This window comes from Kocuria sp. U4B (assembly GCF_054875615.1).
The window spans coordinates 1,420,279-1,443,698 of record NZ_CM142180.1; the positions used below are offsets into that span (position 1 = coordinate 1,420,279).

General features: G+C 73.0%; 27 protein-coding genes. 7 read left to right on the forward strand and 20 right to left on the reverse strand.

The window, feature by feature from the left end:
• Positions 1-71: 71 nt before the first annotated feature.
• From ACYSMR_RS06750 to ACYSMR_RS06770, 5 genes are all read right to left on the reverse strand, one after another.
• The gene (locus ACYSMR_RS06750; protein WP_461747739.1) at positions 72-956 is read right to left on the reverse strand and encodes a LysR family transcriptional regulator; all 885 of its coding nucleotides are present in this window, start codon (positions 954-956) and stop codon (positions 72-74) included.
• 116 nt (positions 957-1,072) lie between these two features.
• On the reverse strand, positions 1,073-1,459 hold the full coding sequence (locus ACYSMR_RS06755; RefSeq protein WP_251331690.1) for a universal stress protein: 387 nt from the start codon (positions 1,457-1,459) through the stop codon (positions 1,073-1,075).
• Positions 1,460-1,503: 44 nt separating this feature from the next.
• The gene (locus tag ACYSMR_RS06760; protein ID WP_251331691.1) at positions 1,504-3,039 is read right to left on the reverse strand and encodes a tripartite tricarboxylate transporter permease; all 1,536 of its coding nucleotides are present in this window, start codon (positions 3,037-3,039) and stop codon (positions 1,504-1,506) included.
• 15 nt (positions 3,040-3,054) lie between these two features.
• On the reverse strand, positions 3,055-3,564 hold the full coding sequence (locus ACYSMR_RS06765; RefSeq protein WP_251331692.1) for a tripartite tricarboxylate transporter TctB family protein: 510 nt from the start codon (positions 3,562-3,564) through the stop codon (positions 3,055-3,057).
• Positions 3,561-4,547 (reverse strand): tripartite tricarboxylate transporter substrate binding protein, encoded by a 987-nt coding sequence (locus ACYSMR_RS06770; RefSeq protein ID WP_461747740.1) that lies wholly within the window; start codon positions 4,545-4,547, stop codon positions 3,561-3,563. The genes ACYSMR_RS06765 and ACYSMR_RS06770 overlap by 4 nt, the downstream gene beginning before the upstream one ends.
• Before the next feature lie 218 nt (positions 4,548-4,765).
• Here ACYSMR_RS06770 and ACYSMR_RS06775 point away from each other — a divergent pair, with 218 nt between their 5' ends.
• Complete coding sequence (locus ACYSMR_RS06775) at positions 4,766-5,578, forward strand: IclR family transcriptional regulator (RefSeq protein ID WP_461747741.1); 813 nt, start codon at positions 4,766-4,768, stop codon at positions 5,576-5,578.
• Between the two features lie 153 nt (positions 5,579-5,731).
• Positions 5,732-7,033: a glucarate dehydratase family protein gene (locus ACYSMR_RS06780; protein WP_461747742.1), complete on the forward strand. Its 1,302-nt coding sequence runs from the start codon at positions 5,732-5,734 to the stop codon at positions 7,031-7,033.
• Here the strand turns inward: ACYSMR_RS06780 and ACYSMR_RS06785 are convergent.
• The gene (locus ACYSMR_RS06785; RefSeq protein WP_461747743.1) at positions 7,017-7,700 is read right to left on the reverse strand and encodes a hypothetical protein; all 684 of its coding nucleotides are present in this window, start codon (positions 7,698-7,700) and stop codon (positions 7,017-7,019) included. The two genes, ACYSMR_RS06780 and ACYSMR_RS06785, sit on opposite strands and share 17 nt — an antisense overlap.
• A gap of 144 nt (positions 7,701-7,844) precedes the next feature.
• Here ACYSMR_RS06785 and ACYSMR_RS06790 point away from each other — a divergent pair, with 144 nt between their 5' ends.
• Together ACYSMR_RS06790 and ACYSMR_RS06795 are read left to right on the forward strand one after the other, a co-directional pair.
• The gene (locus tag ACYSMR_RS06790) at positions 7,845-8,615 is read left to right on the forward strand and encodes a spermidine synthase (protein ID WP_461747744.1); all 771 of its coding nucleotides are present in this window, start codon (positions 7,845-7,847) and stop codon (positions 8,613-8,615) included.
• A gap of 46 nt (positions 8,616-8,661) precedes the next feature.
• On the forward strand, positions 8,662-9,084 hold the full coding sequence (locus ACYSMR_RS06795) for a DUF779 domain-containing protein (RefSeq protein WP_461747745.1): 423 nt from the start codon (positions 8,662-8,664) through the stop codon (positions 9,082-9,084).
• A 9-nt stretch (positions 9,085-9,093) separates the two neighbouring features.
• Here ACYSMR_RS06795 and ACYSMR_RS06800 read toward each other — a convergent pair whose 3' ends face one another.
• The 4 genes from ACYSMR_RS06800 to ACYSMR_RS06815 are packed head-to-tail and all read right to left on the reverse strand — an operon-like array spanning position 9,094 to position 11,291.
• On the reverse strand, positions 9,094-9,459 hold the full coding sequence (locus tag ACYSMR_RS06800) for a hypothetical protein (RefSeq protein WP_461747746.1): 366 nt from the start codon (positions 9,457-9,459) through the stop codon (positions 9,094-9,096).
• Positions 9,449-10,432 (reverse strand): cation diffusion facilitator family transporter, encoded by a 984-nt coding sequence (locus ACYSMR_RS06805; RefSeq protein WP_461747747.1) that lies wholly within the window; start codon positions 10,430-10,432, stop codon positions 9,449-9,451. Before ACYSMR_RS06805 ends, ACYSMR_RS06800 begins: the two co-directional genes overlap by 11 nt.
• A gap of 41 nt (positions 10,433-10,473) precedes the next feature.
• Complete coding sequence (locus ACYSMR_RS06810; protein ID WP_251331701.1) at positions 10,474-10,812, reverse strand: acylphosphatase; 339 nt, start codon at positions 10,810-10,812, stop codon at positions 10,474-10,476.
• Positions 10,809-11,291, reverse strand: a complete 483-nt coding sequence (locus ACYSMR_RS06815; RefSeq protein ID WP_251331702.1) for a pyridoxamine 5'-phosphate oxidase family protein — start codon at positions 11,289-11,291, stop codon at positions 10,809-10,811. The genes ACYSMR_RS06810 and ACYSMR_RS06815 overlap by 4 nt, the downstream gene beginning before the upstream one ends.
• A 137-nt stretch (positions 11,292-11,428) precedes the next feature.
• Between ACYSMR_RS06815 and ACYSMR_RS06820 the strand changes: the two genes are divergently transcribed.
• Both ACYSMR_RS06820 and ACYSMR_RS06825 read left to right on the forward strand, forming a co-directional pair.
• On the forward strand, positions 11,429-11,950 hold the full coding sequence (locus ACYSMR_RS06820; protein ID WP_461747748.1) for a nuclear transport factor 2 family protein: 522 nt from the start codon (positions 11,429-11,431) through the stop codon (positions 11,948-11,950).
• Entirely contained in the window at positions 11,947-12,405 is a 459-nt protein-coding gene (locus ACYSMR_RS06825; RefSeq protein ID WP_309125709.1) for a nuclear transport factor 2 family protein, read from the forward strand. The genes ACYSMR_RS06820 and ACYSMR_RS06825 overlap by 4 nt, the downstream gene beginning before the upstream one ends.
• A 58-nt stretch (positions 12,406-12,463) precedes the next feature.
• Here the strand turns inward: ACYSMR_RS06825 and ACYSMR_RS06830 are convergent, their stop codons facing one another.
• The 3 genes from ACYSMR_RS06830 to ACYSMR_RS06840 all read right to left on the reverse strand — a co-directional run bounded on the left by ACYSMR_RS06830 (position 12,464) and on the right by ACYSMR_RS06840 (position 14,136).
• A complete protein-coding gene (locus ACYSMR_RS06830; protein ID WP_461747749.1) occupies positions 12,464-13,126 on the reverse strand; it encodes an SDR family oxidoreductase in 663 nt (220 codons plus the stop codon).
• A gap of 126 nt (positions 13,127-13,252) precedes the next feature.
• The gene (locus ACYSMR_RS06835; protein WP_251331706.1) at positions 13,253-13,585 is read right to left on the reverse strand and encodes a cupin domain-containing protein; all 333 of its coding nucleotides are present in this window, start codon (positions 13,583-13,585) and stop codon (positions 13,253-13,255) included.
• Positions 13,573-14,136, reverse strand: coding sequence for a DUF488 domain-containing protein (locus ACYSMR_RS06840; RefSeq protein WP_461747750.1), 564 nt, complete (start codon positions 14,134-14,136; stop codon positions 13,573-13,575). Before ACYSMR_RS06840 ends, ACYSMR_RS06835 begins: the two co-directional genes overlap by 13 nt.
• 65 nt (positions 14,137-14,201) lie before the next feature.
• On the opposite strand from ACYSMR_RS06840, the gene ACYSMR_RS06845 reads away from it, so the two are divergent.
• On the forward strand, positions 14,202-15,044 hold the full coding sequence (locus ACYSMR_RS06845) for an SDR family oxidoreductase (RefSeq protein ID WP_461747751.1): 843 nt from the start codon (positions 14,202-14,204) through the stop codon (positions 15,042-15,044).
• A gap of 18 nt (positions 15,045-15,062) precedes the next feature.
• Here the strand turns inward: ACYSMR_RS06845 and ACYSMR_RS06850 are convergent, their stop codons facing one another.
• The 7 genes from ACYSMR_RS06850 to ACYSMR_RS06880 form a co-directional block, all read right to left on the reverse strand.
• Positions 15,063-16,310, reverse strand: a complete 1,248-nt coding sequence (locus ACYSMR_RS06850) for a cytochrome P450 (RefSeq protein ID WP_461747752.1) — start codon at positions 16,308-16,310, stop codon at positions 15,063-15,065.
• Between the two features lie 72 nt (positions 16,311-16,382).
• Complete coding sequence (locus ACYSMR_RS06855; protein WP_461747753.1) at positions 16,383-16,868, reverse strand: hypothetical protein; 486 nt, start codon at positions 16,866-16,868, stop codon at positions 16,383-16,385.
• Positions 16,869-16,939: 71 nt separating this feature from the next.
• Positions 16,940-18,193 (reverse strand): multiple monosaccharide ABC transporter permease, encoded by a 1,254-nt coding sequence (gene mmsB / locus ACYSMR_RS06860; protein WP_461747754.1) that lies wholly within the window; start codon positions 18,191-18,193, stop codon positions 16,940-16,942.
• 4 nt (positions 18,194-18,197) lie between these two features.
• Positions 18,198-19,727 (reverse strand): multiple monosaccharide ABC transporter ATP-binding protein, encoded by a 1,530-nt coding sequence (gene mmsA / locus ACYSMR_RS06865; RefSeq protein WP_461747755.1) that lies wholly within the window; start codon positions 19,725-19,727, stop codon positions 18,198-18,200.
• Between the two features lie 85 nt (positions 19,728-19,812).
• Positions 19,813-20,931 carry a multiple monosaccharide ABC transporter substrate-binding protein gene (chvE, locus tag ACYSMR_RS06870; RefSeq protein WP_374238450.1) on the reverse strand — a complete coding sequence of 373 codons (1,119 nt, stop codon included), beginning with the start codon at positions 20,929-20,931 and terminating at the stop codon, positions 19,813-19,815.
• A 315-nt stretch (positions 20,932-21,246) separates the two neighbouring features.
• Positions 21,247-22,302, reverse strand: coding sequence for a LacI family DNA-binding transcriptional regulator (locus ACYSMR_RS06875; RefSeq protein ID WP_461747756.1), 1,056 nt, complete (start codon positions 22,300-22,302; stop codon positions 21,247-21,249).
• A gap of 78 nt (positions 22,303-22,380) precedes the next feature.
• Positions 22,381-23,358, reverse strand: coding sequence for a hypothetical protein (locus tag ACYSMR_RS06880; protein ID WP_461747757.1), 978 nt, complete (start codon positions 23,356-23,358; stop codon positions 22,381-22,383).
• Positions 23,359-23,420: the final 62 nt, after the last annotated feature.

Here is a 23,420-nt window from a genome sequence, read left to right on the forward strand (position 1 = left end):
TCTAAGCCTTTTTATGGATGGTGCGATGCGGTGCGGGTATTGATGGAGGGGCGGTGCCGCCGGCGCTCCGGTCAGCGGGCGAGCAGGGGGACCTCGTCCAGCAGGCGCTTCAGGGCAGGGTTGTTCGTGCCGCGCACCCAGAGGGCGTGCAGCTGCACGGCGTCCGGCGCGTGGTTCTCCAGCGGCAGGTAGGAGACGCCGGCGAGACCGAGCGCGCGGGCGGACTCGGGCACGAAGGCGACGCCGCGGCCGGCCGCCACCAGCGCCACCATGGTGACGATCTGGCCCACGGTGTAGGCCACGTTGCGGTGGTCGATCTCGACGGTGCGCACGGCGAGGTCGTAGAAGTACCGTGCCGTGGTCGGGGAGTGCATGATCAGCGGCACGTCCTCGAGGTCGGCCGGGGTGATGGGCCGTCCCCGGGACGCCAGGCCGTGGGTCTGCGGGACGGCCAGGCAGAGCGCCTCGGAGAGCAGCAGCCGGGACTCGAAGACGTTCCGGTCGAAGGGCGGGCGGGCCAGGCCGAGGTCCAGGTCACCGTCCAGCAGGGCCTGCAGCTGCTCGTCGGTCACCATCTCCTGCAGGTCCACGTCCACGTCGGGCAGCACCTGCCCGAGCTCGCTGAGCAGCGGGCTGAGGACGCTGAAGCCGGAGGCCGCGGTGAAGCCGACCCGCACCATCCCGGCCCGCCCGGCCGCGATCCGCTGGGCCGTCGCCGGGGCGCGGTCGGCGGCCACCACCAGACGGCGCGCCTCCGCGAGGAAGGCCACGCCGGCCGCGGTCAGGGCCACCCGGCGGTTGTCCCGCTCCAGCAGCTCGACGCCCAGCGCCTTCTCCAGCTTCTGGATCTGGCGGCTCAGCGGCGGCTGGGTCATGTTGAGCCGCTCGGCGGCGCGGCCGAAGTGCAGCTCCTCGGCCACGGCGATGAAGCTGCGGGCCTGGTCCAGCGTGAACATGGTGTCCTCCGGGGGTGCGGGAATCGGCGGGCAGCTGGATGCGGGGCGGATCCGGCGGGCGCCCCGTGGCGCGGGTCCGGTCCGGCGACCGCGCCGCCGGACCGGACCCGCCCCCGTCACGCCTTCACGGCGAGGACGGGGCAGGTCGCCTCCAGCAGGATGCGCTGGGCGTCGCTGCCCAGCAGCAGCTTGCCCACCTGGGAGCGCTTGCGGATGCCGATGACCAGCATGTCCGCGTCCTCGGCGTGGGAGGCCTCGATGAGGGCCTCGGGGCCGTCCGCGCCGGCGCTGCGCTCGGTCCGTGCGGCGACGCCGGCCTCACGGGCACGGGCCACCAGGGCCTCGAGGTCCGACTCCGCGGCCAGGCGGGGGTCGATGTGGGAGTGCCGGCCGCTGCTGTTCATGATGACCAGCTCCTGGCCGAGGCCGGCGGCCAGGGACAGGGCCTTGGCGTAGGCGGCCTCGCCGCGCTCGTTGGGGACGTATCCGATGATGATGCTCATGTTCACCTGTTTCCGTTCGGGGGTTCGGGGGCGCGGCCGTCGGCTCAGTCCTGGTAGGCCTGGGCGTGGGTGTGCAGCGTGGCGTCGGTCCTCGCCTGCTGGCGCCTGAGCAGCCAGGCCATGACCGGCGCCGCGGCGATCGCCACGACGATCGCGACGACCAGGGTGACGGCGATCGGGCTGGCGACGAAGATCGCCAGGCTGCCCTCGGAGAGCCGGATGGACTGGCGGAAGGAGGTCTCCAGGAGCCCGCCGAGCACGAAGGCCAGCACGAGGGGCCCGGGCGGGAAGCCGGTCTTCTTCATGAGGTACCCCACCACGCCGAAGGCGATGACGAGGAACATGTCGAAGACGCTGTTGCGCACGGTGTAGACGCCGATCATGGTGATCAGCACGGTCAGCGGGTTGAGGATCGTGGCCTTGACCCGCAGCAGCCGCACGAAGATCCCGATCAGCGGGATCGACAGCAGCAGCAGGAAGACGTTGCCGATGTACATGGAGTCGATCACGCCCCAGAACACGTCAGGGTGCTCGTTGATCAGCCCCGGGCCCGGGGTGATCCCCTGCAGCATCAGCGCGCCGAACATGATCGCCATGGTTCCGTTGGCGGGGATGCCGAGGGTCAGCAGCGGGATGAAGGAGCTGGTGGCGGCGGAGTTGTTGGCGGTCTCCGGTCCGGCCACGCCCTCGATCGCGCCGCGGCCGAAGCGCTCGGGCCGCTTGGCCAGCTTCTTCTCCGTCGCGTAGGCCACCAGGGAGGCGATCGTGGCCCCGCCGCCCGGCAGGACGCCCAGCACGAAGCCCGAGACGGAGCCGCGCGCGATGGCCCCCGAGGACTGCTTCAGGTCCGCGCCGGTGGGCAGCGCCCGCCGGAACTGCGGGGTGCCGGAGGTGGCCGAGGGCGGGGTGGCCATGTTGTAGAGGATCTCCCCGACCCCGAACAGGCCCATGGCGATGATGACGAAGTCGATGCCGTCGGCCAGGTTGTCCGAGCCGAAGGTGAACCGGCTGACGCCCGTGACGGGATCGCGGCCCACCGTGGCCAGGAGCAGGCCGATGGTGGCGGCGACCGCGGCCTTGCGGGCCGAGCCGTTGCCCAGCGAGGACACCAGCAGGATGCCCAGCAGGGCGAGCAGGGTGTACTCGGCGGGGCCGAAGTCCAGGGCGAAGGAGGCCACCAGGGGCGCCAGGAACGTCAGCCCCACGATCGCGATGGTGCCGCCGACGAACGACCCGACCGCGGCGATGCCGAGGGCGGCGCCGGCGCGGCCCTGCCGCGCCATCTGGTAGCCGTCCAGGGCGGTGACCACGCTGGAGGCCTCACCCGGCAGCCGCAGCAGCACCGAGGTGATGGTCCCGCCGTACTGGGCGCCGTAGAAGATGCCGGCGAGCAGGATGATGGCGCTGGCCGGCTCCATCGTGTAGGTGATCGGCAGCAGGATGGCGATCGTGGCCGCCGGGCCCAGACCCGGCAGGACGCCGATCAGCATGCCCAGGGTGACGCCGAGCAGGCAGAACAGCAGGTTGGCCGGCTGCAGCACCACGTCGAAGCCGCCGAGGGCGTCGTTGAGGATATCCATTCCGGGTGTCGCTTCCTAGAAGAGGTGCGGGAGAGGGACGGCGAGCAGGAGCACGAACAGCCCGTAGACCACCGCGGTGGCCACCAGGGACACCGTGACGGCGGAGCGCCAGCCCTCCCGGCCGAGGATCTTGATCCAGAAGAACAGGAGCAGGACCGTGGGGATCTCGAAGCCGACCATGGGCAGCAGCGCCGCATAGGCCAGGAGGCTGACCACGCTGAGGACCACGGTGAGGATGCCGCGGTCGAACGCCTCGACGTCGTCGTCCTGCTTGGCCTTGAGCAGGGCCGTGGCCGAGGCCGTGATCATGAGCAGGGAGATGACCAGGGGCCACAGCCCCGCGCCGGGGGCGCCGAGGGAGCCGATGCCCAGCCCCGCGGACACGACGGCACCGGACACCCCCAGCACCAGGGGGACGAGGGCGCCGAGGCGTGCGGTGGTCGCCCCGCCCCGGGGGGCCTCCTCCTCGAACTCGAGCTCGTGGTCCTGATCGGGCTCCCCGCGGGCGACGGCCGACGAGCTCACTGCTGGCCCCCGATGCCGTACTCCTGCGCGAGCTCGGTGTAGGTCTGGAGGTCCTCCTCGACGGTGCTGGTCACGTCGGCCGGCGCGCCGTCCCACTCGCCGATGAGGTTGGTCTTCAGGAAGTCCTGGAACTCCTGGGAGTCCTTGGCGGTCTCGACGGACTCCGTCAGCTTGGTGACGACCTCCTCGGGGGTGTCCTTCGGCACGGCGATCCAGCGGCGCTGGACGACGTCGACGTCGTAGCCGGCCTCCTCGACGGTCGGCACGTCGGGGAAGTACTCGCTGCGCTCGGCCGTGAAGACGGCCAGCGGCACCAGCTCGCCCGCGTCGATCTGCGGCTTCACCTCGGCGAGCTGGGTGGCGGTCGCGTCGGCGTGGCTGCCGAGCACGGCGGTCACGGCGGCGGAGCCGCCGTCGAAGGGCACGTCGGTGGCCTTCTTGCCGGCCAGCGAGAAGAGGGCCGCCTGCCCGAACTGCCCGCCGGTTCCCGCCCCGGAGGTGGCGTACTTGATGTCGTCCTTCTCCAGGAGATCCTCCAGGGTGGAGATGCCGGAGTCCTTGTTCACGACCAGGATGTACTCCTCCACCGAGACGGGGGCCACGACGGCCATGTCCTCCATCGTCGCGGCCTCGGGGTCCTCGACGAACAGCGGGGTGATGGCGAACAGGGACTCGGCGGCCAGGACGGTGCTGTAGCCGTCCGCCTCCGAGTTCAGGACCTCCTTGGTCCCCACCGCCGTGTTGGCACCGGGCTTGTTCTCCACCACGACGCTCTGGCCCAGGGGCTCCTCGAGGGAGGAGGCGAGGGCGCGGGAGATGAGGTCGGTGCTGCCGCCCGCACTCGAGGGCGCGGTGAGGTTGACGGACTTGGTGGGGTAGTCGGCGGAGCCGGAGGCCGTCTCGACACCACCGCACCCGGTCAGGACGAGCGACAGGATGCCGAGGCCGGCGACGGCGGTGACTGCGGGCTTCTGGGAGTTCATCGTGGAGCGTTCCTCTGCTGGAAGGGGCCGGATGGCGCGGGCGACCGAGGGGGCGGAGCCGGACCGGCGGTGCGGGACCGCGGGAACCGTGATCCCCGATTCGGTCTTGTCCGTGGAATCTGTCTATATATGTAGACAAGAGTTCGTGATGGGACTCATAGTTGTGTATGAGACACATCACTGTCAAGGGTCGCCAGGCCCGACCGAGGGAGATCCAGATGGAGCAGCAGGAAGCGACCGCAGGCCCGGCAGCGGGCAACGGGGTGCGCGGGGTGAAGTCCGCCGCCCGCACCGTGGAGGTCCTCGAGGTGCTGGCCGCCCGGGGCAACGAGCCCGTCACCGTCCGGGAGCTGTGCGAGGCCATGGGCGCTCCGCGCAGCAGCATGTACGCGCTGCTGCGCACGCTCAGCGAGCTGGGGTGGGTGCGCAGCGACTCCACGCACTCGCTCTACAGCATCGGCATCCGGGCCCTGCTGGCCGGCACCACCTACCTGGACACCGACCCGCTGCTGCAGGTGGTCCAGCCCCACGTGGAGCAGGTGAGCAGGCGCCTGGAGGAGACCGTGCACTACGGGCGCCTGGACCGCACCGACATGGTCTACCTGGCCACCCACCAGTCCGCCGCCTACGAGCGCACCCGGAACCGGGTCGGCCGGCGCCTGCCCGCGTACTCCACGTCCCTGGGGAAGGCCGTGCTGGCGCACTTCGACGAGGAGGAGCTGGAGGCCCACCTGCCGGCCGTGCTGACCCCGCTCACCCCGCGCACCATCACCTCCCGGTCGGCGCTCAAGGAGGACCTGGCCGCCACCCGGGAACGGGGCTACTCGGTCGACGACGAGGAGAACACGCCGGGCCTGCGCTGCTTCGGCGTGGCCCTGCCCATCCGCTCCGGCATCACGGACGCCCTCAGCTGCTCGGTGCCGATCGAGCGGCTGACCCCCGAGCACGAGCAGGAGATCATCGCCGCCCTGCGCTCGACCGCCGACGTCACCCTCCAGATCGTCCGGGGGCTGGGCGGCCTCCTCGCCTGAGCAGGACCCCGGAGTCCGCTCAATACCTTTTATGGATCGTTCAGTGCTTTTTTTGGCTTGGACTTGTATTACGCCGGATGTCTACGCTCGGCGCAGGATCCGGCGGCCCGGTGCCGCCCGCCCGTCTCTCCCTCCCACCAGAAAGTCCCGCCCGTGACCCCGCACATCATTCAGGAAGAACTCCTCGGCCAGGTCTGCGTCTCGGGGGTCACCATCACCCCGGTGGCCTTCAAGGACCCGCCCCTGCTCAACGCCGTGGGAGTGCACGAGCCCTTCGCCCTGCGCGCGATCGTGGAGGTGCACACCGACGCCGGGATCAGCGGCCTCGGGGAGACCTACGGCGACGCGGGCCACCTGCAGCGCCTGCGCGTGGCGGCCGAGGCCGTCACCGGGACGGACGTGTTCAACACCAACCTCCTCCGGCAGCGGGTCGCGGCCGCGCTGGCCCGGGACACCGTCCAGGGCGGGCACGGCATGAGCGGGATGGTGACCGGCTCGTCCACCGCCGACCGCGTGCTCTCCCCCTTCGACGTCGCCGCCCTCGACATCCAGGGCAAGCTGCTCGGCCGCCCGGTCAGCGACCTGCTCGGCGGGGCCGTGCGCGGGGCCGTGCCCTTCAGCGGCTACCTCTTCTACAAGTGGGCGGGCCACCCCGGGCACGACGAGGACACCTGGGGCGCCGCCCTGGACCCGGAGGGCGTCGTCCGGCAGGCCCGCAGGATGGTGGACGAGTACGGGTTCACCGCCCTGAAGCTCAAGGCCGGCGTCCTCCGCCCCGACCTGGAGGTCGCGGCGATCAAGGCGCTGCGCGAGGAGTTCCCCGGGCTGCCGCTGCGGATCGACCCCAACGCCGCCTGGTCCGTGGAGACCTCCATCCGGGTGGGCCGGGAGCTCGACGGGATCCTGGAGTACCTCGAGGACCCCACACCGGGCATCGAGGGCATGGTCCAGGTGCGCCGGGCGGTGTCGATGCCGCTGGCGACCAACATGTGCGTGGTGAGCTTCGACGACGTGGCGCCGGCCGTGGCCGCCGGCGCCGTGGACGTGGTCCTCTCCGACCACCACTTCTGGGGCGGGCTGCGCCGCTCCCAGGCCCTGGCCGGGATCACCGAGACCTTCGGCCTGGGGCTGTCCATGCACTCCAACTCCCACCTGGGGATCAGCCTGGCCGCCATGGTCCACCTCGCCGCCGCCACCCCGAACCTCGACTACGCCTGCGACACGCACTGGCCGTGGAAGGACGAGGACGAGGACGTCGTGCTGCCCGGCGCCCTCCGCTTCGCCGGCGGGGCCGTGCCGGTGCCGACCGCCCCGGGCCTGGGCGTGGAGCTGGACCGCGACGGGCTGGAGAAGCTCCACCGCCAGTACCTCGAGTGCGGCCTGCGCGGCCGGGACGACACCGGCTACATGCAGCGGATCAACCCGGAGTACGAGCTGATCACCCCTCGCTGGTGAGCGCGGCCCGGCAGCGGGCCCGCTCGGGCGGCGCCGCGCTGCCGGCTTGACGCCCGTCCCCGGCACGCGCGGCCGAGGCCGGCCACGGACGCCTCCCGCCGGCGCTGCGTCCCGGGCCCCGTCGGGGCGGGAGCGCCCGGGCGGCCACGACCTCCCCCTCCCCCGCCGACGGTGATCGCCCAGGCGCCGTGGGGGGGGGCCGACGACGGCCCCGACGCGGCCCAGCGACAGGGCCCAGCCCGGTGGCCCGCACGGCCGCGGGGTGGTGCTGGGCGATGTGGTCGTTGACCATGCTCTGCGTGCCCATGCCGCCGAGGCCGGCGACCGGGATCGCCGCCGTGAGCACGGCGGGCGAGGAGGACGGGGAGGCGATCAGCAGGGCGGTGGCGGCGGAGACGAAGCCGACGACGACCATGGCCTTCGGGGCCGTGCGCTGGACGATGACCGCGGCCACGACGGTCCCGGCCAGCGCGCCGATCGAGTACGTGAGCAGGAAGGAGACCGCCGAGCCCGTCGCGGAGCCGGACCGGTCCATGATCTGCGGCAGCCACGTGGTGAGGCCGGACATGGAGAGCAGGCTCAGCAGGCACATCACCCGCATCCCGGCCGTGGGCGCCAGGTCGCCGGCCCGGAACAGCGCCCCCGCGGAGCCCCGGGACGCCGGCACGGCGGAGGCGCCCTCCGCCGGCGCGGCCGACCCGTGGCGGTGGGCGACCGCGGCGGCGTCCGCGGGCCGGCCCGCGGGCCGGTGGGTGGCCGGAGCACCGGGGCCGAAGAGGCGCCGGGGAGTTCCCTGCGGGAGGATGGGCCCATGCGCAGATTCCTCAAGGACGCCGGCGTGCACGCCGAGATCACCCCGGACGGGTTCACCGAGGGCGGGTGGGTGCTGTCCATCGGCGGGGCCGAGCAGTCCCACGTGGACCTGGCCCGGCCGGAGGAGATCTTCTACGAGTACCTGCGGCGCATCGGCAACGTCGTCGACCTCGTGGCGCCCGCCGGGGAGCCCGTGACCGCCGTGCACCTGGGCGCGGGCGCCCTGACGCTCGCCCGCTACGTCGCCGCGACGCGGCCCGGGTCCGCCCAGGTCGCCGTCGAGCTGGAGCGGGAGCTGCCCGCGTTCGTGCTCGAGGCCCTCCCCCTGCCGGCGGGGGCGGACGTGCGGATCGTCGTCGACGACGCCCGGGCGGCGCTGCCGCACGTCGCCGCCCCCGGGACCGTGGACCTCGTGGTGCTCGACGTCTTCACCGGCCGGGACGACCCCGGCCACCTCACGGAGCCGTCGTTCTACGCCGAGGCCGCCGGGCTGCTGGCCCCGCACGGGGTCATGGCGGTCAACGTCGGCGACGACCCGGGCCTGGCGTTCTTCGCGGCCCAGGCCCGGGCCGCCCGGGCCGTCTTCGCGGACGTGTGGTGCCTGGCCGACCAGCGCCTCCTGACGGGCCGCTACCCGGGCAACCTGATCCTCGTGGGCGGGCGGCGGCCCCTGCCCCGGCCGTGGGCGGAGCACTTCGCGGCGGCGGGCCCGCACCCGGCGGGCGTGCTGGACGGGCTGGGCCTGGAGGAACTGCTGTGCCGGCTGTAGCGTGGGTCGCACCGCCGAGCCCGTGCCCGATACCGAGGAGCGTACCGTGGAGAAGACCGACCGGACCGAGCAGACCGGCGTCCTGGACTCCGCCCCGGCGATCGAGGGCGAGACGTTCTCCCGCGTGGCGCTCACCCCGGCGGCGGTCGAGCTGCTGGGCACGCTGCGGGAGGTCCACGGGCAGCTGATGTTCCACCAGTCCGGCGGGTGCTGCGACGGCTCCGCGCCCATGTGCTATCCGGCCGGCGAGTTCCTCACGGGCCCCGCGGACGTGCTGCTGGGGGTGTTCACGCTGCCGGGCGATCCCGCGACCGCCCGGCTGGAGTTCTGGATCTCCCGGGAGCAGTTCGAGTACTGGAAGCACACGCTGCTCACCGTGGACGTCGTGGCCGGACGCGGCTCGGGGTTCTCGGTGGAGGCCCCCGAGGGCAAGCGCTTCCTCATCCGCTCGACCCTGCTGGGCGGCTAGGGCACCGGTTCACGGGGCCGGGCGCAGCCGGCCCCGCTCGTCGAAGGACGGGCCCCGGTCGTGGACCGGGAAGGTGTGGAAGGCCGGGACCTCGTAGGGGTGGGCCCGGGCCATCGCCCGCAGGACGTGCTCGCGCTCGGCCGCGGAGTAGATCACCTCGATGCGCACCTCGTCGACCTCCTCGGGGCGGCCCACCTCGCCGAGCACGGGGTCCGCCCCCGGCAGGGGGGTGAAGCGGCCGGTGCCGCGGCTCACGAAGGCCACGTGGGAGTAGTGGCCGAAGCGCCCGGCGCCGGCGTCGCCGAGGGCCTGCAGCACCGCCTCCGCGTGGGTGGCGGGGACGTAGACGACCAGCGCGTGGGTGTCAGTGGTCATGGGGGGCGCACACCTCGGGTTCGACGTGGTCGGCGGGCTCGAGCTGGATCGTGGAGTGCTGGACGGAGACCGGGAAGTGCTCGGCCACGCACCGCTGGATCCGGCCGAGCGCCTCGGCGGAGCCGCCGGAGTAGAAGTACTCGTCCTCGAGCACCACGTGGGCGGTGAGCACCGGCAGGTCCGAGGAGATGCGGGAGGCGTGCAGGTCGTGGACCTCCACGACGTGCGGCAGCTCGAGGATGTGCCCGCGCACGTCGGCGAGGTCGAGCCCCGGCGGTGCGCTCTCCATGAGCACGGACAGGGACTCCACCAGCAGCCGGATGGTCCGCGGGACGATGAGCACGCCGATGAGCAGGGCGACGACGGCGTCCGCCTGCACCCAGCCGGTGAGGGTGATGACCACGGCCGCGACGATCACGGCGACCGAGCCGAGGGCGTCGTTGAGCACCTCGAGCACGGCCGCGCGCAGGTTGAGGTTGGAGCGCCGCCCGCCCACGAGCACCGCCATGGCCACGAGGTTGCCGGCCAGGCCCAGCACGCCGAAGACGATCATCTCGACGGAGGCCACCGGCTCCGGCTGCACGAACCGTCGCACGCCCTCGACGAGCACGAACAGGCCCACGGCCAGCAGCACCCCGGCCTGCAGGGCCGCGGCGACGATCTCGGCGCGCCGCCAGCCCCACGTGCGCCGCGCCGTGGGCGGGCGCAGGGACAGCTGTGCGGCGATCAGCGCCAGCAGCAGCCCGCCGGCGTCGGTGAGCACGTGGGCGGTGTCGAAGAGCAGGGCCAGCGACCCCGTCCACAGGGCACCGGCCAGCTGGGCGACGAACAGTCCGGCGGTGATCCCGAAGGCGGTGGCGATCCGCCACCGGTCGGTGCCGGGCCCGGCGTGGGCGTGCCCCGGGCCGTGGTCGTGGCCGCGGTCGGTGTCGTGCCCCGCGTGCCCGTGGGCCCGGGCGTGGTCGTGCGCCATGCCTCCATCCTAGGCCGGGGCCGCGGCCCCGGCCGGGCGGGTCAGCCCGTGACGAACTCGCTGAACTGCCCGGTGGCGGGGCCGAAGTGGGAGTCCACCCGCATCACGGCGCCGGGGGTGTCGTTGCCGTTGAGCGCCTTGAGCAGGTCGCCCACGGCCCACCGCGGGCCCTCGGCGATCACGCCCACGGTGCCGTCGGCGTTGTTGACCACGGAGCCGTGCAGGCCGAGCTTCTCGGCGTGGCGCCAGGTCCAGTAGCGGAAGCCCACCCCGTGCACGGTGCCGTGCACCACGGCGGTGAGCCGCAGCGGCTCGTTGAGGTCCAGTTCGTCGGCGGAGCGGTCGTCGGAGGCGCTCGGGTGGATCGGGGGCAGGCTCACAGCTCCACCACCGTCGACTCGCCGGCGTCGATCTGCTCGCCGGTGACCCGCGCCCGGGCCCAGCGCAGGGCGGTGGCGAGCGTGCCGGGGCTGCGCCACAGCTCGGCGGTCTCGGTGCGCACGCGCAGCACGACGAGCCCGGGCGTGGCCGGGCCGTCCGGGTAGAAGGGCCTGAGGGCGTCCGACCACAGGCCCTCGACCACCGCGGGGTCCTCGACCACCTCGGCGGCCCCGGAGACCGAGACCCACTCGTGGGGACCCACGAAGGCGACGTTGACGGCGTCCTCGCGCCGGACGTCCTCCACCGCGGACGTGGAGCGGTCGGTGAAGAAGTGCAGATCCTCCCCCGGCGCGACGTCCACGACGGTCATGGGCCGGCTCACGAGCTTGCCGGTCGCCTCCCGCGTGGTCAGCATGCCGACCCGGGTGCGGTTGACGAACTCGACGATGTGCTGGATGTCATCCTGGTGCGTGCTCATGTGGTCAGATTAGGGGACCGACCGTCGCTCGCGGCACGGTCGGAGCCCGAGAATTCGTCGTGGGCCGAACCCCCACGCACCGTCCGCCGGTCCGTCCTCCCCGGGACGCCGGCGCAGAAGAGGACCGGAGCACGCAGATGGACCACGCAGCACAGGCCCCGGAGGAGACCGCCCCCGGGACGCTCAGCGCCCAGGACAGGATCGAGATCACCGAGATCCTCAGCTTCTCGTCGCACCTGCTCGACAACCGCCAGTGGGACATGTTCGGGGAGGTCTTCGTCCCGGAGGTCGAGCTCGTCACCCCGCGCGGCGAGTTCACCGGCACCGCGGGCGTGCGGCGCTACCTCGAGATGATCGACCTCTCCCGCTTCCCGGCCACGCACACGCTCAACACGATCATCGAGGCCGTCGACGAGGACACCGCCGTGGCCTGGTCGCGGATGCTGCTGCTGACCTGGGACCGCAAGGCCGTCGGCGGGGACTTCATCGACACGTTCCGCCGCACCGGCCCCGGCTGGCGGATCACCCGGCGCACGGTCGCGCCCCGCAACGACCAGGACTCCGTGACGCTCGCCGAGGGCGGCTACGCCCCGGACCCGTACTCGTACGCGCTGTTCGACGACGCCGTGCTCGCCGCGACCGGACGGGCCCGCCGGTGAGCGCCGCGCCCGGGGCGGGCCCGTCGGCGGGCTGGGAGCGGGTCCCGGCGGACGACGCCCTGGCGATCGGCACCGTCCTCGTCCGGTGCGCCCGGCTCGTGGACGTCGCCGCCTGGGACGACCTGGACCTGGTGCTCACCGGGGACGCGGTCGTGGCCTCGACGCACGGGACCGCGCACGGCACCACGGAGTTCGTGGAGGTCGTCGAGCGCGCCCGGGCCCACGGCCTCGGCCCGCACCACATCACCGACACCGTGCTGCGCCGGCTGGGTGCCGACCGCGTGCGGGCGTGGAGCAAGTGGTTCACGGTCGCCGCGGACGGGACCGTGCGCGGCGGCGAGCAGCTGGACCTGCTCGTGCGCACCCCGGAGGGGTGGCGGATCACGGAGCGCCGCACGACCCGGACGCAGCCGGGGGCCGGCACCCGGCTGGGCGTGGAGGCCTTCCTGGGCTGAGCCCCTCCCCCGCCCGCCGCCGCGCCGCAGCACCGGCGGCGGGTTCGTGCCGGTCCCGCTACTGCTGGGCGGCGAGCGCCTCGCGGATCGGGGTGCCGCCGTCGGAGAAGTCGATCCTCCGCCCGATCGTGGCCGGGTCGTCCAGCACGGCGGCGACCACGAGCGCCACGTTGGCGCGGGAGGTGCGGCGCTCGCCGTCGCGCTCGCCGCCGGCGGGCACGTCGATCGCGCCGGTGGCCTCCTCGAGGGTGAGGGCTCCGGGGCCCACGATGGTCCAGTCGAGGCCGGAGGCGCGCAGGTGGTCGTCGGCGTCGGCCTTGGCCTGGGCGTAGGCGTGGAAGGGGTCGTCCTCGGGGATGCCGTGGTCCTGCCCGGCGCCGAAGTAGGAGACCATGACGAAGCGCTTCACGCCGGCCCGCTCGGCGGCGTCCATGGCACGGATCGCGGCGTCCCGGTCGACGGCGTAGGTGCGCTCCGGGCTGCCGCCGCCGGCCCCGGCGCTCCAGACCACGGCGTCCTGGCCCTGCAGCAGCCCGGCGATCTCGTCGACGGAGAGCTTCTCGACGTCGGCCACGACGGGCTCCGCCCCGGTCTGCTGGACGTCGGCCACGTGGTCGGGGTTGCGGAAGATGCTGGTCACGGCGTGGCCGGCGCGCACGAGCTGCGGGGCGAGGATCAGGGCGACCTTGCCGTGGCCGCCGATGATGGTCACGTGGGACATGCGGGTGCTCCTTCGGGTGCGGGGATGTTCGCGTTCTCCCCCGACGCTAGACCCGTCGCGGGCGCCGCGACACGCCTCACGCGCAGGGCGAAACCGGGAATGCCCCGCCCTGCGCGCGGGGGGCGGCTACTCGGCGGCGTCCTCGATGCCCGTGACCGCCGTCAGCAGGAACACCGCGTCCTCCAGGGCCTCGACGGAGTGCCGCGCCAGCGGGAGCTCGTGCAGGTGCCCGGCCTCGAGGACCAGCTCCTTGCCGGACCGCACCCGGATCCTCCCGTGCAGCACCTGCAGGCTGCCGGCGTAGGGGGCGTTGTGCTCGGAGAGCTGGGAGCCCTCCCGCAGGGCGATCAGGGTCTGGCGCAGCACCTTCTGGTGCAGCAGGCGCTCCGAGCTGCGGCCGTGCTCGCCGTGGCGGGCCTCGTTCAGGTGCTGCATGGCGATCTCGTTCAGGTGCTGCATCGTTCTCCTCCTGGTTGCGTGCCTGGATGGGTGCCCGGGTAGGTGATCCGGTCCCCGTCGACGACGGCGAAGTCCCGCAGCGCCGCCGGGGTCTGCTGGCCGGGCCCCATGATGTGCCGGACGTCGTGCCCGCGCACCAGCAGGGCCTCGGCCACGAGCGAGCGGTGGCAGCGCCACCAGACGGCCTCGGCGCACATGATCGCGGCGACGCGCTGCGCCGCGAGCTCCTCCAGCCGGGCGAGCGCCGACCGGAACTCCTCGGTCTGCATGTGGTCGGCGTAGCCGCGGAAGGACGCGTTGCGCCAGGCGGTGTTGACCGAGGCGCCCGACGTGGGGCGCAGCCCGCCGAGCCCCTTGCAGTAGGTGTGCCCGATCCCGGCCTGCGCGAGGGTGGCGGGCAGCCGGTCGAGGTCGAACTGGGGGTTGGTCCGCGAGCGCGGCACGGTGCGGATGTCCACGAGCTCCTGCACGCCGAACTCCCGCAGCAGCGCCACGAGCTCCTCGGCGGAGCGCGTGGAGTGCCCGACGGTGTAGACGGTGCCCGGTGCCATGTCCTCAGCCTACTGACCGGCACCGCCGGGCGCGCCGTGGAGGGAACGGTGGAAGAATGCACACCATGAGCGTCGTCATCGCGGGATGCGGAGATCTGGGCACGGAGATCGGGCTGCGGCTGGCCGAGCAGGGCCACGAGGTGCTGGGGCTGCGCCGGCGGGCGGAGCTGGTGCCGCAGCCCCTGGCCGGGGTGCCGGTGGACCTCAGCACCGAGGTGCCGGAGCTGCCGGGCGACCTCGAGCACCTCGTGGTCGCCACGGCCGCGGACGGGCGCTCCCCCGAGGACTACCGGGCGGCCTACGTCGACGGTCTGCGGAACCTGCTCACCGGCGTCCTGGAGGGAGGCGCGCTCCCCCGGCGCGCCCTGCTGATCTCCTCCACCGCGGTCTGCGCGGCCGCCGAGGGCGAGTGGGTCACCGAGGACACCCCCGTCGCCCCCTCCACCCCCACGGCCGAGGTCCTGCTGGAGGCCGAGGAGATCTTCCACGAGCACTTCCCGCACGGCACGGTCCTGCGCCTGGCGGGGGTCTACGGGCCCGGGCGCACCCGGCTGATCGACACGGTCCGCTCCGGGAACGCCGCGAGCGGCGCCGCCTGGACCAACCGCATCCACCGCGACGACGCCGCCGCGGCCGCCGTGCACCTGCTCACCATGGCGGACCAGCCCCTGACGCTGTACCTGGGGGTGGACGACGAGCCCGTGCGGGAGCGGGAGGTCCTGGAGTTCCTGGCGCAGGAGCTCGGCGTCCCGCTGCCCGAGGACGTCCCCGAGGCGGACACGCCGCGGCGCGGCTCGAAGCGGGTGTCCAACCGGCGGCTGCGGGAGTCCGGCTTCGTCTTCCGCTACCCCACCTTCCGCGAGGGCTACCGCGCGGTCCTGGCCGGGCAGGGCGTGCGCCACCCCTGAGCGGGCGGCGCCGCCCGGCTACGGCACCGGCTGGGCGGGCACGTCCTGGCGCACCCGCAGCGCGACGTCGCGCACCTCGTAGGCGGCGATCAGGTCCACCCAGGCCAGCCGGGGCGGTCGCGCCAGCTCCAGCGGCAGCCGCAGCAGGCGCTGCAGGAAGATGTCGCTCTCCTGGATCGCGATGAAGCCGCCGGGGCAGCGGTGGGCGCCGTCGCCGAAGGACATGGCCTCCGGCCGGATCCCCCTGGGCCGGGAGCGCTCCGGGCACAGCTGCCGGGCGTCCTCCCCGAGCGCCTCGGGGTCCGTGTTCGCCTGCCGGACGTAGAGGTCGAGCAGGGCACCGGCGGGCACCGCGTGCCGCTCGTCGCCGTCCTCCAGCACCAGCTCCCGGGTGCTGCGGCGGTAGAGGTGGCCCACCACCGGCTCCAGGCGCAGGATCTCGTGCAGGATGGTGTGCCGGCCCGGCTCGTCGGCGTCCAGGTAGGCGCGGCGCAGCCGCTCGTCCTCCAGCAGGTGCCAGGCCGCGACCGCGATGAACTCCCGGGTGGTGGCCATGCCCGCGGCGGCGTAGGTGAGGCACTCCGTGAGGATCTCGCGCTCGGTGTAGCCCTGCTCGAGCAGGTGCGAGACCACGTCCTCCTGGGGCTGGGCCCTCCGGGCGGCGACGGCCGGGCGCACGTCCCGCACGTGGAACACGCCCATCGCCCACACGGGCCGCAGGGCGGCCAGGGCCGAGCGCACCCGGGCCGCGGGACCCGGCCGCTGCGGCGCGCGGGCGGACGGAACGGCGAAGAAGCGCTCGAGGCGGCGGGCCATCCCGTCCGTGTCCGAGTTCGTCAGGCCCACGACCTGCGCGGCGACCTCCACCGAGTAGCGCAGGGTGATCGCGGACAGCTCACCCCCGCCGTCCCGGCGGATCCGCTGGACCAGCTCGTCGGCGCGCTCATCCATCAGGGCGCGGTAGCGGCGGCTCACGGTGGCCGGGGTGAAGAACTTCGCCGTGGCGGTGCGGTGGCGCCGGTGCTCGGGGCCGTCCATGAACAGCACCGGGGGGTGGCTGCCGGTGAGCCCCTCGCGGGCGGCCTCCGCGTTGAAGCCCGCCTGCACCGTGGCGTCCGCCTCCCGCAGCACCTGGCGGACCAGCGGCAGGGAGCGGACGTGCCAGACCCCGTCGAGCACCTCCACCCGCGGGGCGGCGGGCTCTCCGGGGCGGGCGGTCCTGCGCCGGTCGCCGTGCGGGACGGGGCAGCGGGCGTCGTCGCTCATGGACGCCATGCTAGCCGCCGGGCGTGAGCGGGAACACAGGGGCGCCCGCGGGGCCGGTGCGCTCCGGGGACGTCAGATCCGGTCCGCCAGATGGTTCTCCACCTGGGCGAGGCCCGGGAGGACCAGGGAGGACGCCGGCCCGGCCAGGACGACCAGCAGCACCCGCAGCTCGGCCTCCGAGAGGTAGCCCCCCACCACGCGGTGGGAGGAGTCCAGCACGACGAGCACGTCGTCCGCCCGGTAGGCGGGCACGGTGAGCACCACGGGCTCGTGCTTGCCGGAGAAGTCCTCCCGGAAGCGTCCGATCTTCTCCTGCCGCCCCTCGGGCCACGACCGGGAGGCCGCGTCGGCGACCGTCAGCGGCCGGTGCTGGGGGTGCGACCACTCGCCCGGGTTGCCGTCGGGGTCCACGTGCCAGACCGTGTAGAGGTCCCCGATGTCCTCGCGCGCGGAGAGCACCCGGTCCTCGACGCGGGCGTTCTCCTCGTGGAGCGCGTCCCAGTCGAGCCAGGCCCGGATGCTGTCGCCGAACAGGGTCTTGAAGTCCGAAACGTCCATGCCCTCACCTCACCAGAGTTCCGGTCCCGCCGCCAATCCCCCCGCCCACGGCTCGGGCGCACGGCCCCGGCTCACTTGAGCGCGTTCGTGGCGCGGCGCTTGTTGAGCACGTCGAAGCCGACCGCCAGGAGCAGCACCATGCCCTTGATGAACTGCTGGTAGTCGATGCCGACGCCCATCAGGGACATGCCGTTGTTGAGCACGCCCATGATCAGCCCGCCGGTGATGGCCCCGACGATCGTGCCCACTCCGCCGGTGACGGCGGCACCGCCGATGAACGCGGCGGCGATCGCGTCGAGCTCGAAGAGGTTGCCGGCCCCGGGGCCGGCCGAGTTCAGCCGCCCCGTGAAGATGAGCCCGGCCAGCGCCGCCAGCACGCCCATGTTGACGAAGAGCAGGAAGTCGACCCGCTTGGTGTCCACGCCGGACAGCTGCGCGGCCTGCAGGTTCCCGCCGCGCGCGTAGACGTGGCGGCCGAAGACGCTGCGCTTCATGACCGTGCTGTACGCCACGACGAGCACGCCGAGCACGACGAGCACGATCGGCGTGCCGCTGCGCGAGCTCGCCAGGAGGTAGGTCAGGCCCAGCACGACGACGGCCGCGAAGACGAGCTTCGTGACGAACCACGCGCGCGGCTCGTCGTCGAGCCCCAGGCGCGCCCGCGTCCGGCGCCCGCGCACCTGGCTGCCCACGAGCAGCACCGTGGCCAGCACGCCCAGGCCCACGGTCGTCCAGTCGAGGACGCTGGTCTCGGGCGGGAACAGGCCCGGGAACAGGAACCCGCCGCCGAGCTGGCGGTACTCCTGCGGGAAGCCGGTGATGCGCTGGTTCTCGAGCACGATCTGCGTGAGCCCGCGGAAGACGAGCATGCCGGCCAGGGTCACGATGAAGGCGGGGATGCCCACGTAGGCCACCCAGAAGCCCTGCCAGGCCCCGACGAGCGCGCCCACGGCGAGGGACGCGACCAGGGCGACCCACCACGGCAGGCTCCAGTCCCGGATCATGATCCCGGACATGGCCCCCACGAAGGCCGCCACGGACCCCACCGACAGGTCGATGTGGCCCGCGACGATGATCATCACCATGCCGATGGCCAGGAGCAGGATGTAGCTGTTCTGCACCACGATGTTCGAGACGTTGTCCGGCTGGAGCAGGGCGCCGCCGGTCAGGACCTGGAACAGCGTCACGATCACCAGCAGGGCGAGGAAGATGCCGATCTGCCGCAGCCGCCCGGCCAGGAACCGGCCGGCGTCGGAGAGGGTGGAGCGCGGCGGGCGTCCGTCGGGGGCGACCAGCCGGTGCTCGTCGACGAGGGTGGAAGCCATGGGATCAGTCCTTTTCCTTGGTCATGTGCTGCATGAGCAGTTCTGGGGTGGCCTCGGCGATGGGCACCTCGGCGGTGATCCTGCCCTCGGCGAGGGTGTAGATGCGGTCGCAGATGCCGAGGAGCTCGGGCAGCTCGGAGGAGATCACCAGCACGGCCTTGCCCTGGGCGGCCAGGGTGTTGATGATCTGGTAGATCTCGTACTTCGCGCCGACGTCGATGCCGCGCGTGGGCTCGTCGAGGATCAGCACGTCGGGATCCGCGAACATCCACTTGGAGAGCACGACCTTCTGCTGATTGCCGCCGGAGAGCTTGCCCGTGACGGCCGCCACCGAGGGCGCCTTGATGTTCATGCTCGCCCGGTACTCCTGGGCCACGAGCGTCTCCCTGCCGCCGTCCACCCAGCCGGCCCTCGCGAGCTTGCCCAGGGCGGCCCCGGAGATGTTGCGCTTGATGTCGTCGATGAGGTTCAGCCCGTAGCGCTTGCGGTCCTCGGTGGCGTAGGCGATGCCGTGGCGGATGGCGTCCCGGACGGTGCGCACGGTGACCTCCTGGCCGTTCTTGTACAGCCGGCCGCTGATCCCCGACCCGTAGCTGCGCCCGAAGACGCTCATGGCGAGCTCCGTGCGGCCCGCGCCCATGAGGCCGGCGATCCCGACGATCTCGCCGGCGCGCACGGACAGGCTCGCCCCGTCCACGACCCGCCGCGCGTGGTCCTGGGGGTGGTGCACCGTCCAGTCCTCGATCCGCAGGATCTCCTCACCGACCGCGGGGGTGCGCTGCGGGTAGCGGTGGGTGAGCTCGCGGCCCACCATGCCCTTGATGATCCGGTCCTCGGTGACCGACCCGTCGTGGAGGCTGAGCGTCTCGATGGTCCGCCCGTCCCGCAGGATCGTCACGGAGTCGGCGATGGCCCGGATCTCGTTGAGCTTGTGGCTGATGATGATGCAGGTGATCCCGTCCGCGCGCATGCCGCGGACCAGGCCCAGCAGGTGCTCGGAGTCCTCGTCGTTGAGCGCGGCCGTGGGCTCGTCGAGGATCAGCAGCTTCACGTCCTTGGACAGGGCCTTCGCGATCTCCACGAGCTGCTGCTTGCCCACCCCGATCTCCCCGGCCGGGGTGACGGGGTTGAGGTCGAGGCCCACGCGGCGCAGCAGCTCGGCCGCCCGCACGTTGGTCTCGTTCCAGTCGACGAAGCCCGCCCGCGCCCGTTCGTTGCCGAGGAAGATGTTCTCGGCGACGGAGAGGTAGGGGGACAGGGCCAGCTCCTGGTGGATGATGACGACGCCGTTGCGCTCGCTGTCCTTGATGTCCCGGAAGGAGACGGTCCCGCCCTCCAGGACGATGTCCCCGTCGTAGGTCCCGTGCGGGTACACCCCGGACAGGACCTTCATGAGGGTGGACTTCCCGGCGCCGTTCTCGCCGCAGATCGCGTGGACCTCTCCGCGGGCGACGACGAGGTTGACGTCCTCCAGCGCCTTGACGCCGGGGAAGGTCTTGGTGATCCCGCGCATCTGCAGCAGGGGCTCGCCCATGCGGATCTCCTTGTCTGGTGGGACCTGGTGGGGTGGTGGGGCAGGCGCGCCGGCCGGGCGGAGGAGTCCGCCCGGCCGGCGGCGCTCACTTGAGGTCGGACTCCTCGTAGTAGCCGCTGTCCACGAGGACCTCCTGGTAGTTGTCCTTGGTGACGATCTGCGACTCGAGCAGGTAGGCGGGCACGACCTTCACACCGTTGTCGTAGGTCTTCTCGTCGTTGACCTCGGGCTCCTCCCCCTTCATCAGGGAGTCGACCATGGTGACCGCGCGCTCGCCGAGCTCGCGCACGTCCTTGAAGATCGTGGAGTACTGCTCGTCGGCCACGATGGACTTCACCGAGCCCACCTCCGCGTCCTGCCCGGTGATCACCGGCAGCTCGTCCGCGGAGTACCCGCCCGAGCGCAGGGCGGAGATGATGCCGATCGACAGCCCGTCGTAGGGGGAGAGCACGCCGTCGAGCTTGGCGCCGCCGCCCACGGTGAGCAGGTCCTCCATGCGGTCCTGGGCGGTGTCGGGCAGCCACCGGAGGATGGCGGCCTGCTCGAACTCCGTCTGGCCGCTGGGGACCTCCAGCACGCCGCTGTCCAGGTAGGGCTGGAGGGTCTCCATCGCGCCGTTCCAGAAGAAGGTGGCGTTGTTGTCGTCGGGGCTGCCCGCGAACAGCTCCACGTTGAACGGTCCCTTCTCCCCGGTCTCCTCGCCGTTCTCGTCGAGCACGCCGAGCCCGGTGAGCAGGGACGTGGCCTGCTGCACACCGACCTGGTGGTTGTCGAACGTCGTGTAGTAGTCGACGGTCTCCGACTCGTTGATCAGCCGGTCGTAGGCGATCACCGGGATGTCCTGGGACTCCGCGGTGTCGAGGACGCTGGTGAGCGTCGTGCCGTCGATGGAGGCGACCACCAGGGCCTTGGCCCCGCCGTTGATCATGTTCTCGATCTGGGAGACCTGGGTGGGGATGTCGTCGTTGGCGTACTGCAGGTCCACCTCGTAGCCGAGCTCCTCCAGCTTCGCCTTGACGTTCTCGCCGTCGGCGATCCAGCGCTCGGACTGCTGGGTGGGCATCGCCACCCCGATCCGGGCGCCCTCGTTGGCGGCCGCGTCCTCGCCACCGCCCTCGCCCCCGCCGCCCCGGCTGCCGCCGCAGGCCGCGAGGCCGAGGGCGAGCGTGCTCGCGGTCACGCCGAGGAGGATACGGTTCTTCATCATGGTCGTGCCTTTCGTCGGTCCGGGAGAGCCCGGGAGTCCGTGGTGGCGAGGTCAGGGATGCGCACGAGCCGTCAGGGCGGCGTGGCGGGCCCCGGCGCCGCGGCCCGCGCCGGTGAGGCACCTCCGATCCGGCCGGGACGGGCTCATGCGATGACCTCGTTGTCGTGGTGACGGGAAGTGGGGACCACGGCGCTGCACCGCCCGATCCGCTATGTGAACGATCACATCTGTTATCTGCGTCACCATACCCCGGAGTAACCGGTACGGATCAACAAGGTTTTATAACGAATTTATAACGTCATCCACTTCCGCTCAGCCACCGGGAACGGCACCCGGGGGCGCCGTCGAACGGCGCAGCATGAGCCCGGGTGTGACGTCCCCGGCCGCCGGAACGGGCTGCCCGCGCAGCTCCGCGAGCAGGGCCGCGATGCACCGGCGCCCCAGCTCCGGGAAGTCCTGGCGGACCGTCGTGAGCGGCGGCAGGAAGTGGGCCGCCTCGGGGACGTCGTCGAAGCCCACGACGCTGACGTCCTCCGGGACGCGCAGGCCGGCCTCGTGCAGGGCGTGGACCAGCCCGAGCGCGATGTGGTCGTTGGCGCAGAAGAGGGCGCTGAAGTCGCGGTGCGCCACCAGCTCGAGGCCCACCCGGTAGCCGGACTCGGCGGTCCAGTCGGCGGCGCGCACCACGGGGGCGGGGAGCCCCGCCGCCGCCATCTCCTCGGCGAAGCCCTGCCGGCGGGCGGACGTCTCCACCCACCCCTCGGCGCCGGCCACGTGGACGACGCGCCGGTGCCCCAGCTCCAGCAGGTGCCGGGTGGCGAGCCGGGCACCGGCGAGCTGGTCGACCGACATCCGGTGGTCCCGGCCGCCGGTCGAGTGCACCGTGACGAAGGGGATCCGGATCGGCAGCCGCTCGATCACCTCGAGCGAGCGGACCTGGGGCGCCAGCACCACCAGGCCGTCGACGGCGTGGTCGGCCAGCCGGTCCACGGCGGCCTCGATGGTGGCGGGACCGGCGGGGTCGATGTGCACGATGTCGACGGCGTAGCCGGCGGCGTCGGCAGCGGCCTCGACGGCCTGCAGAGTGGCGGACGGCCCGTACTCGGCGCCGTTGGACAGCAGCGCGCCGATGATGCGGGACTCGCTGGTCACGAGGGCCCGGGCGGCGCGGTTGGGCCGGAAGCGCAGCTGCTCCATCGCGTCCAGCACCCTCCGGCGGGTGGACTCGCGCAGGTTCGGGTGCCCGTTGACCACCCGGGAGACGGTCTGGTGCGAGACCCCGGCCGCGCGGGCCACGTCCCGCATGTTGGGAGCACGTCCGGGCCGCTCGGGACCCGCCCCGCCGCTGACCCCGTCGTCGACGGTCATGACGGGAACGCTACTGCACGGGGCGGGCGACGACCCGCCCGGGTGGCCGTGCCCGACGGCGCCCGGGCGGGCGGCCCGTCAGCGGTCGGTCGGGGCGGAGCTCCCGGCCCGGTGCTTCGCCGGGAGGTTCCCGGCGCGGAAGGCGGAGGAGGAGCGCTCCCCGGTCTCGACGGGGAAGACCACGCGGCCCTCGTCCCACTTGTGCTCGACGTAGGCGCGCAGCCGGTCCGCGAAGGGCCCGTCGCGCCACTCCAGGTACGGCATGTCCTGGCTCGCGTCGAGCAGGTAGTAGCTGCTGAAGGCCCGGACGACCTGCCGTGCGGGCTCGCCGTCCTGCGCACCGCCCGGCGCGGCACCGTCGAGGACGAGGAACAGCGGCGCCCCCGGCAGGCCGTCGTAGACCCGGACCTCCAGGTGCTCGGCCACGGCCGGGTCGGTCCCGCCGAGCACCTTCAGCTGGTGGCTCAGCGTGTCGAAGCCGCGCCGCAGGTCCATGGGCGAGAGGCCGTAGCGGTGGCGGATGTCCCGGAGCCGGGCCGCGAGCGCCGGGGACTTCGGGTCCAGCAGCAGCAGCCGGACCCGCACCCCGGTGCGCAGCGCCTTGTGGATGGCGTCGAGGTCCCCGGCCAGCGTCAGCGGGAAGGTCTCCATCCACCACAGCTCCTGCCCCGGGGCCACGCCCCGGAGCACGTCGACGACGTCGAGCTCCTCGTGCACCCCGGCGAGGCCGTGCTGGGCGCCGGCGGCCGCGGGGCGCCCGGAGGGCTCCTGGTGCGCGCCCTCGGCGGGGCGTCCGGGGCGGCGGGCGCGCCGGGCCGACCGGCCGGACTCGAGGAGCAGGACCACGGCTCCGACGGTGAGCAGGGCGAAGCCGGCGTCCACGGCGACTCCCGACCACGCCTCGCCGAGCACCACGGCGACGAGCACGAGCGCCGCGCCCAGGGCGATCAGGGAGGCGGGCAGCGCGGGAGGCCGCCGGCCCGGCGCGCCGGGTCCGGCGGTGGACGGGGTCTCCCCCACGGGCCTCTCGGCGGTGACGCTTCGTGGATCCAGCACGGCAACTCCCTCTCTGCCCCGGCGACGTGTCTCAGCGTCGCACGGGCGCTGACAAGCACGGA

Coding starts and splice junctions, on each gene's coding strand:
- ACYSMR_RS06750 (WP_461747739.1), bottom strand. CDS start 956: ATGTTCACGCTGGACCAGGCCCGCAGCTTCATCGCCGTGGCCGAGGAG.
- ACYSMR_RS06755 (WP_251331690.1), bottom strand. CDS start 1,459: ATGAGCATCATCATCGGATACGTCCCCAACGAGCGCGGCGAGGCCGCC.
- ACYSMR_RS06760 (WP_251331691.1), bottom strand. CDS start 3,039: ATGGATATCCTCAACGACGCCCTCGGCGGCTTCGACGTGGTGCTGCAG.
- ACYSMR_RS06770 (WP_461747740.1), bottom strand. CDS start 4,547: ATGAACTCCCAGAAGCCCGCAGTCACCGCCGTCGCCGGCCTCGGCATC.
- ACYSMR_RS06775 (WP_461747741.1), top strand. CDS start 4,766: ATGGAGCAGCAGGAAGCGACCGCAGGCCCGGCAGCGGGCAACGGGGTG.
- ACYSMR_RS06790 (WP_461747744.1), top strand. CDS start 7,845: ATGCGCAGATTCCTCAAGGACGCCGGCGTGCACGCCGAGATCACCCCG.
- ACYSMR_RS06800 (WP_461747746.1), bottom strand. CDS start 9,459: ATGACCACTGACACCCACGCGCTGGTCGTCTACGTCCCCGCCACCCAC.
- ACYSMR_RS06805 (WP_461747747.1), bottom strand. CDS start 10,432: ATGGCGCACGACCACGCCCGGGCCCACGGGCACGCGGGGCACGACACC.
- ACYSMR_RS06815 (WP_251331702.1), bottom strand. CDS start 11,291: ATGAGCACGCACCAGGATGACATCCAGCACATCGTCGAGTTCGTCAAC.
- ACYSMR_RS06820 (WP_461747748.1), top strand. CDS start 11,429: ATGGACCACGCAGCACAGGCCCCGGAGGAGACCGCCCCCGGGACGCTC.
- ACYSMR_RS06830 (WP_461747749.1), bottom strand. CDS start 13,126: ATGTCCCACGTGACCATCATCGGCGGCCACGGCAAGGTCGCCCTGATC.
- ACYSMR_RS06835 (WP_251331706.1), bottom strand. CDS start 13,585: ATGCAGCACCTGAACGAGATCGCCATGCAGCACCTGAACGAGGCCCGC.
- ACYSMR_RS06840 (WP_461747750.1), bottom strand. CDS start 14,136: ATGGCACCGGGCACCGTCTACACCGTCGGGCACTCCACGCGCTCCGCC.
- ACYSMR_RS06845 (WP_461747751.1), top strand. CDS start 14,202: ATGAGCGTCGTCATCGCGGGATGCGGAGATCTGGGCACGGAGATCGGG.
- ACYSMR_RS06850 (WP_461747752.1), bottom strand. CDS start 16,310: ATGAGCGACGACGCCCGCTGCCCCGTCCCGCACGGCGACCGGCGCAGG.
- ACYSMR_RS06855 (WP_461747753.1), bottom strand. CDS start 16,868: ATGGACGTTTCGGACTTCAAGACCCTGTTCGGCGACAGCATCCGGGCC.
- mmsB (WP_461747754.1), bottom strand. CDS start 18,193: ATGGCTTCCACCCTCGTCGACGAGCACCGGCTGGTCGCCCCCGACGGA.
- mmsA (WP_461747755.1), bottom strand. CDS start 19,727: ATGGGCGAGCCCCTGCTGCAGATGCGCGGGATCACCAAGACCTTCCCC.
- chvE (WP_374238450.1), bottom strand. CDS start 20,931: ATGAAGAACCGTATCCTCCTCGGCGTGACCGCGAGCACGCTCGCCCTC.
- ACYSMR_RS06875 (WP_461747756.1), bottom strand. CDS start 22,302: ATGACCGTCGACGACGGGGTCAGCGGCGGGGCGGGTCCCGAGCGGCCC.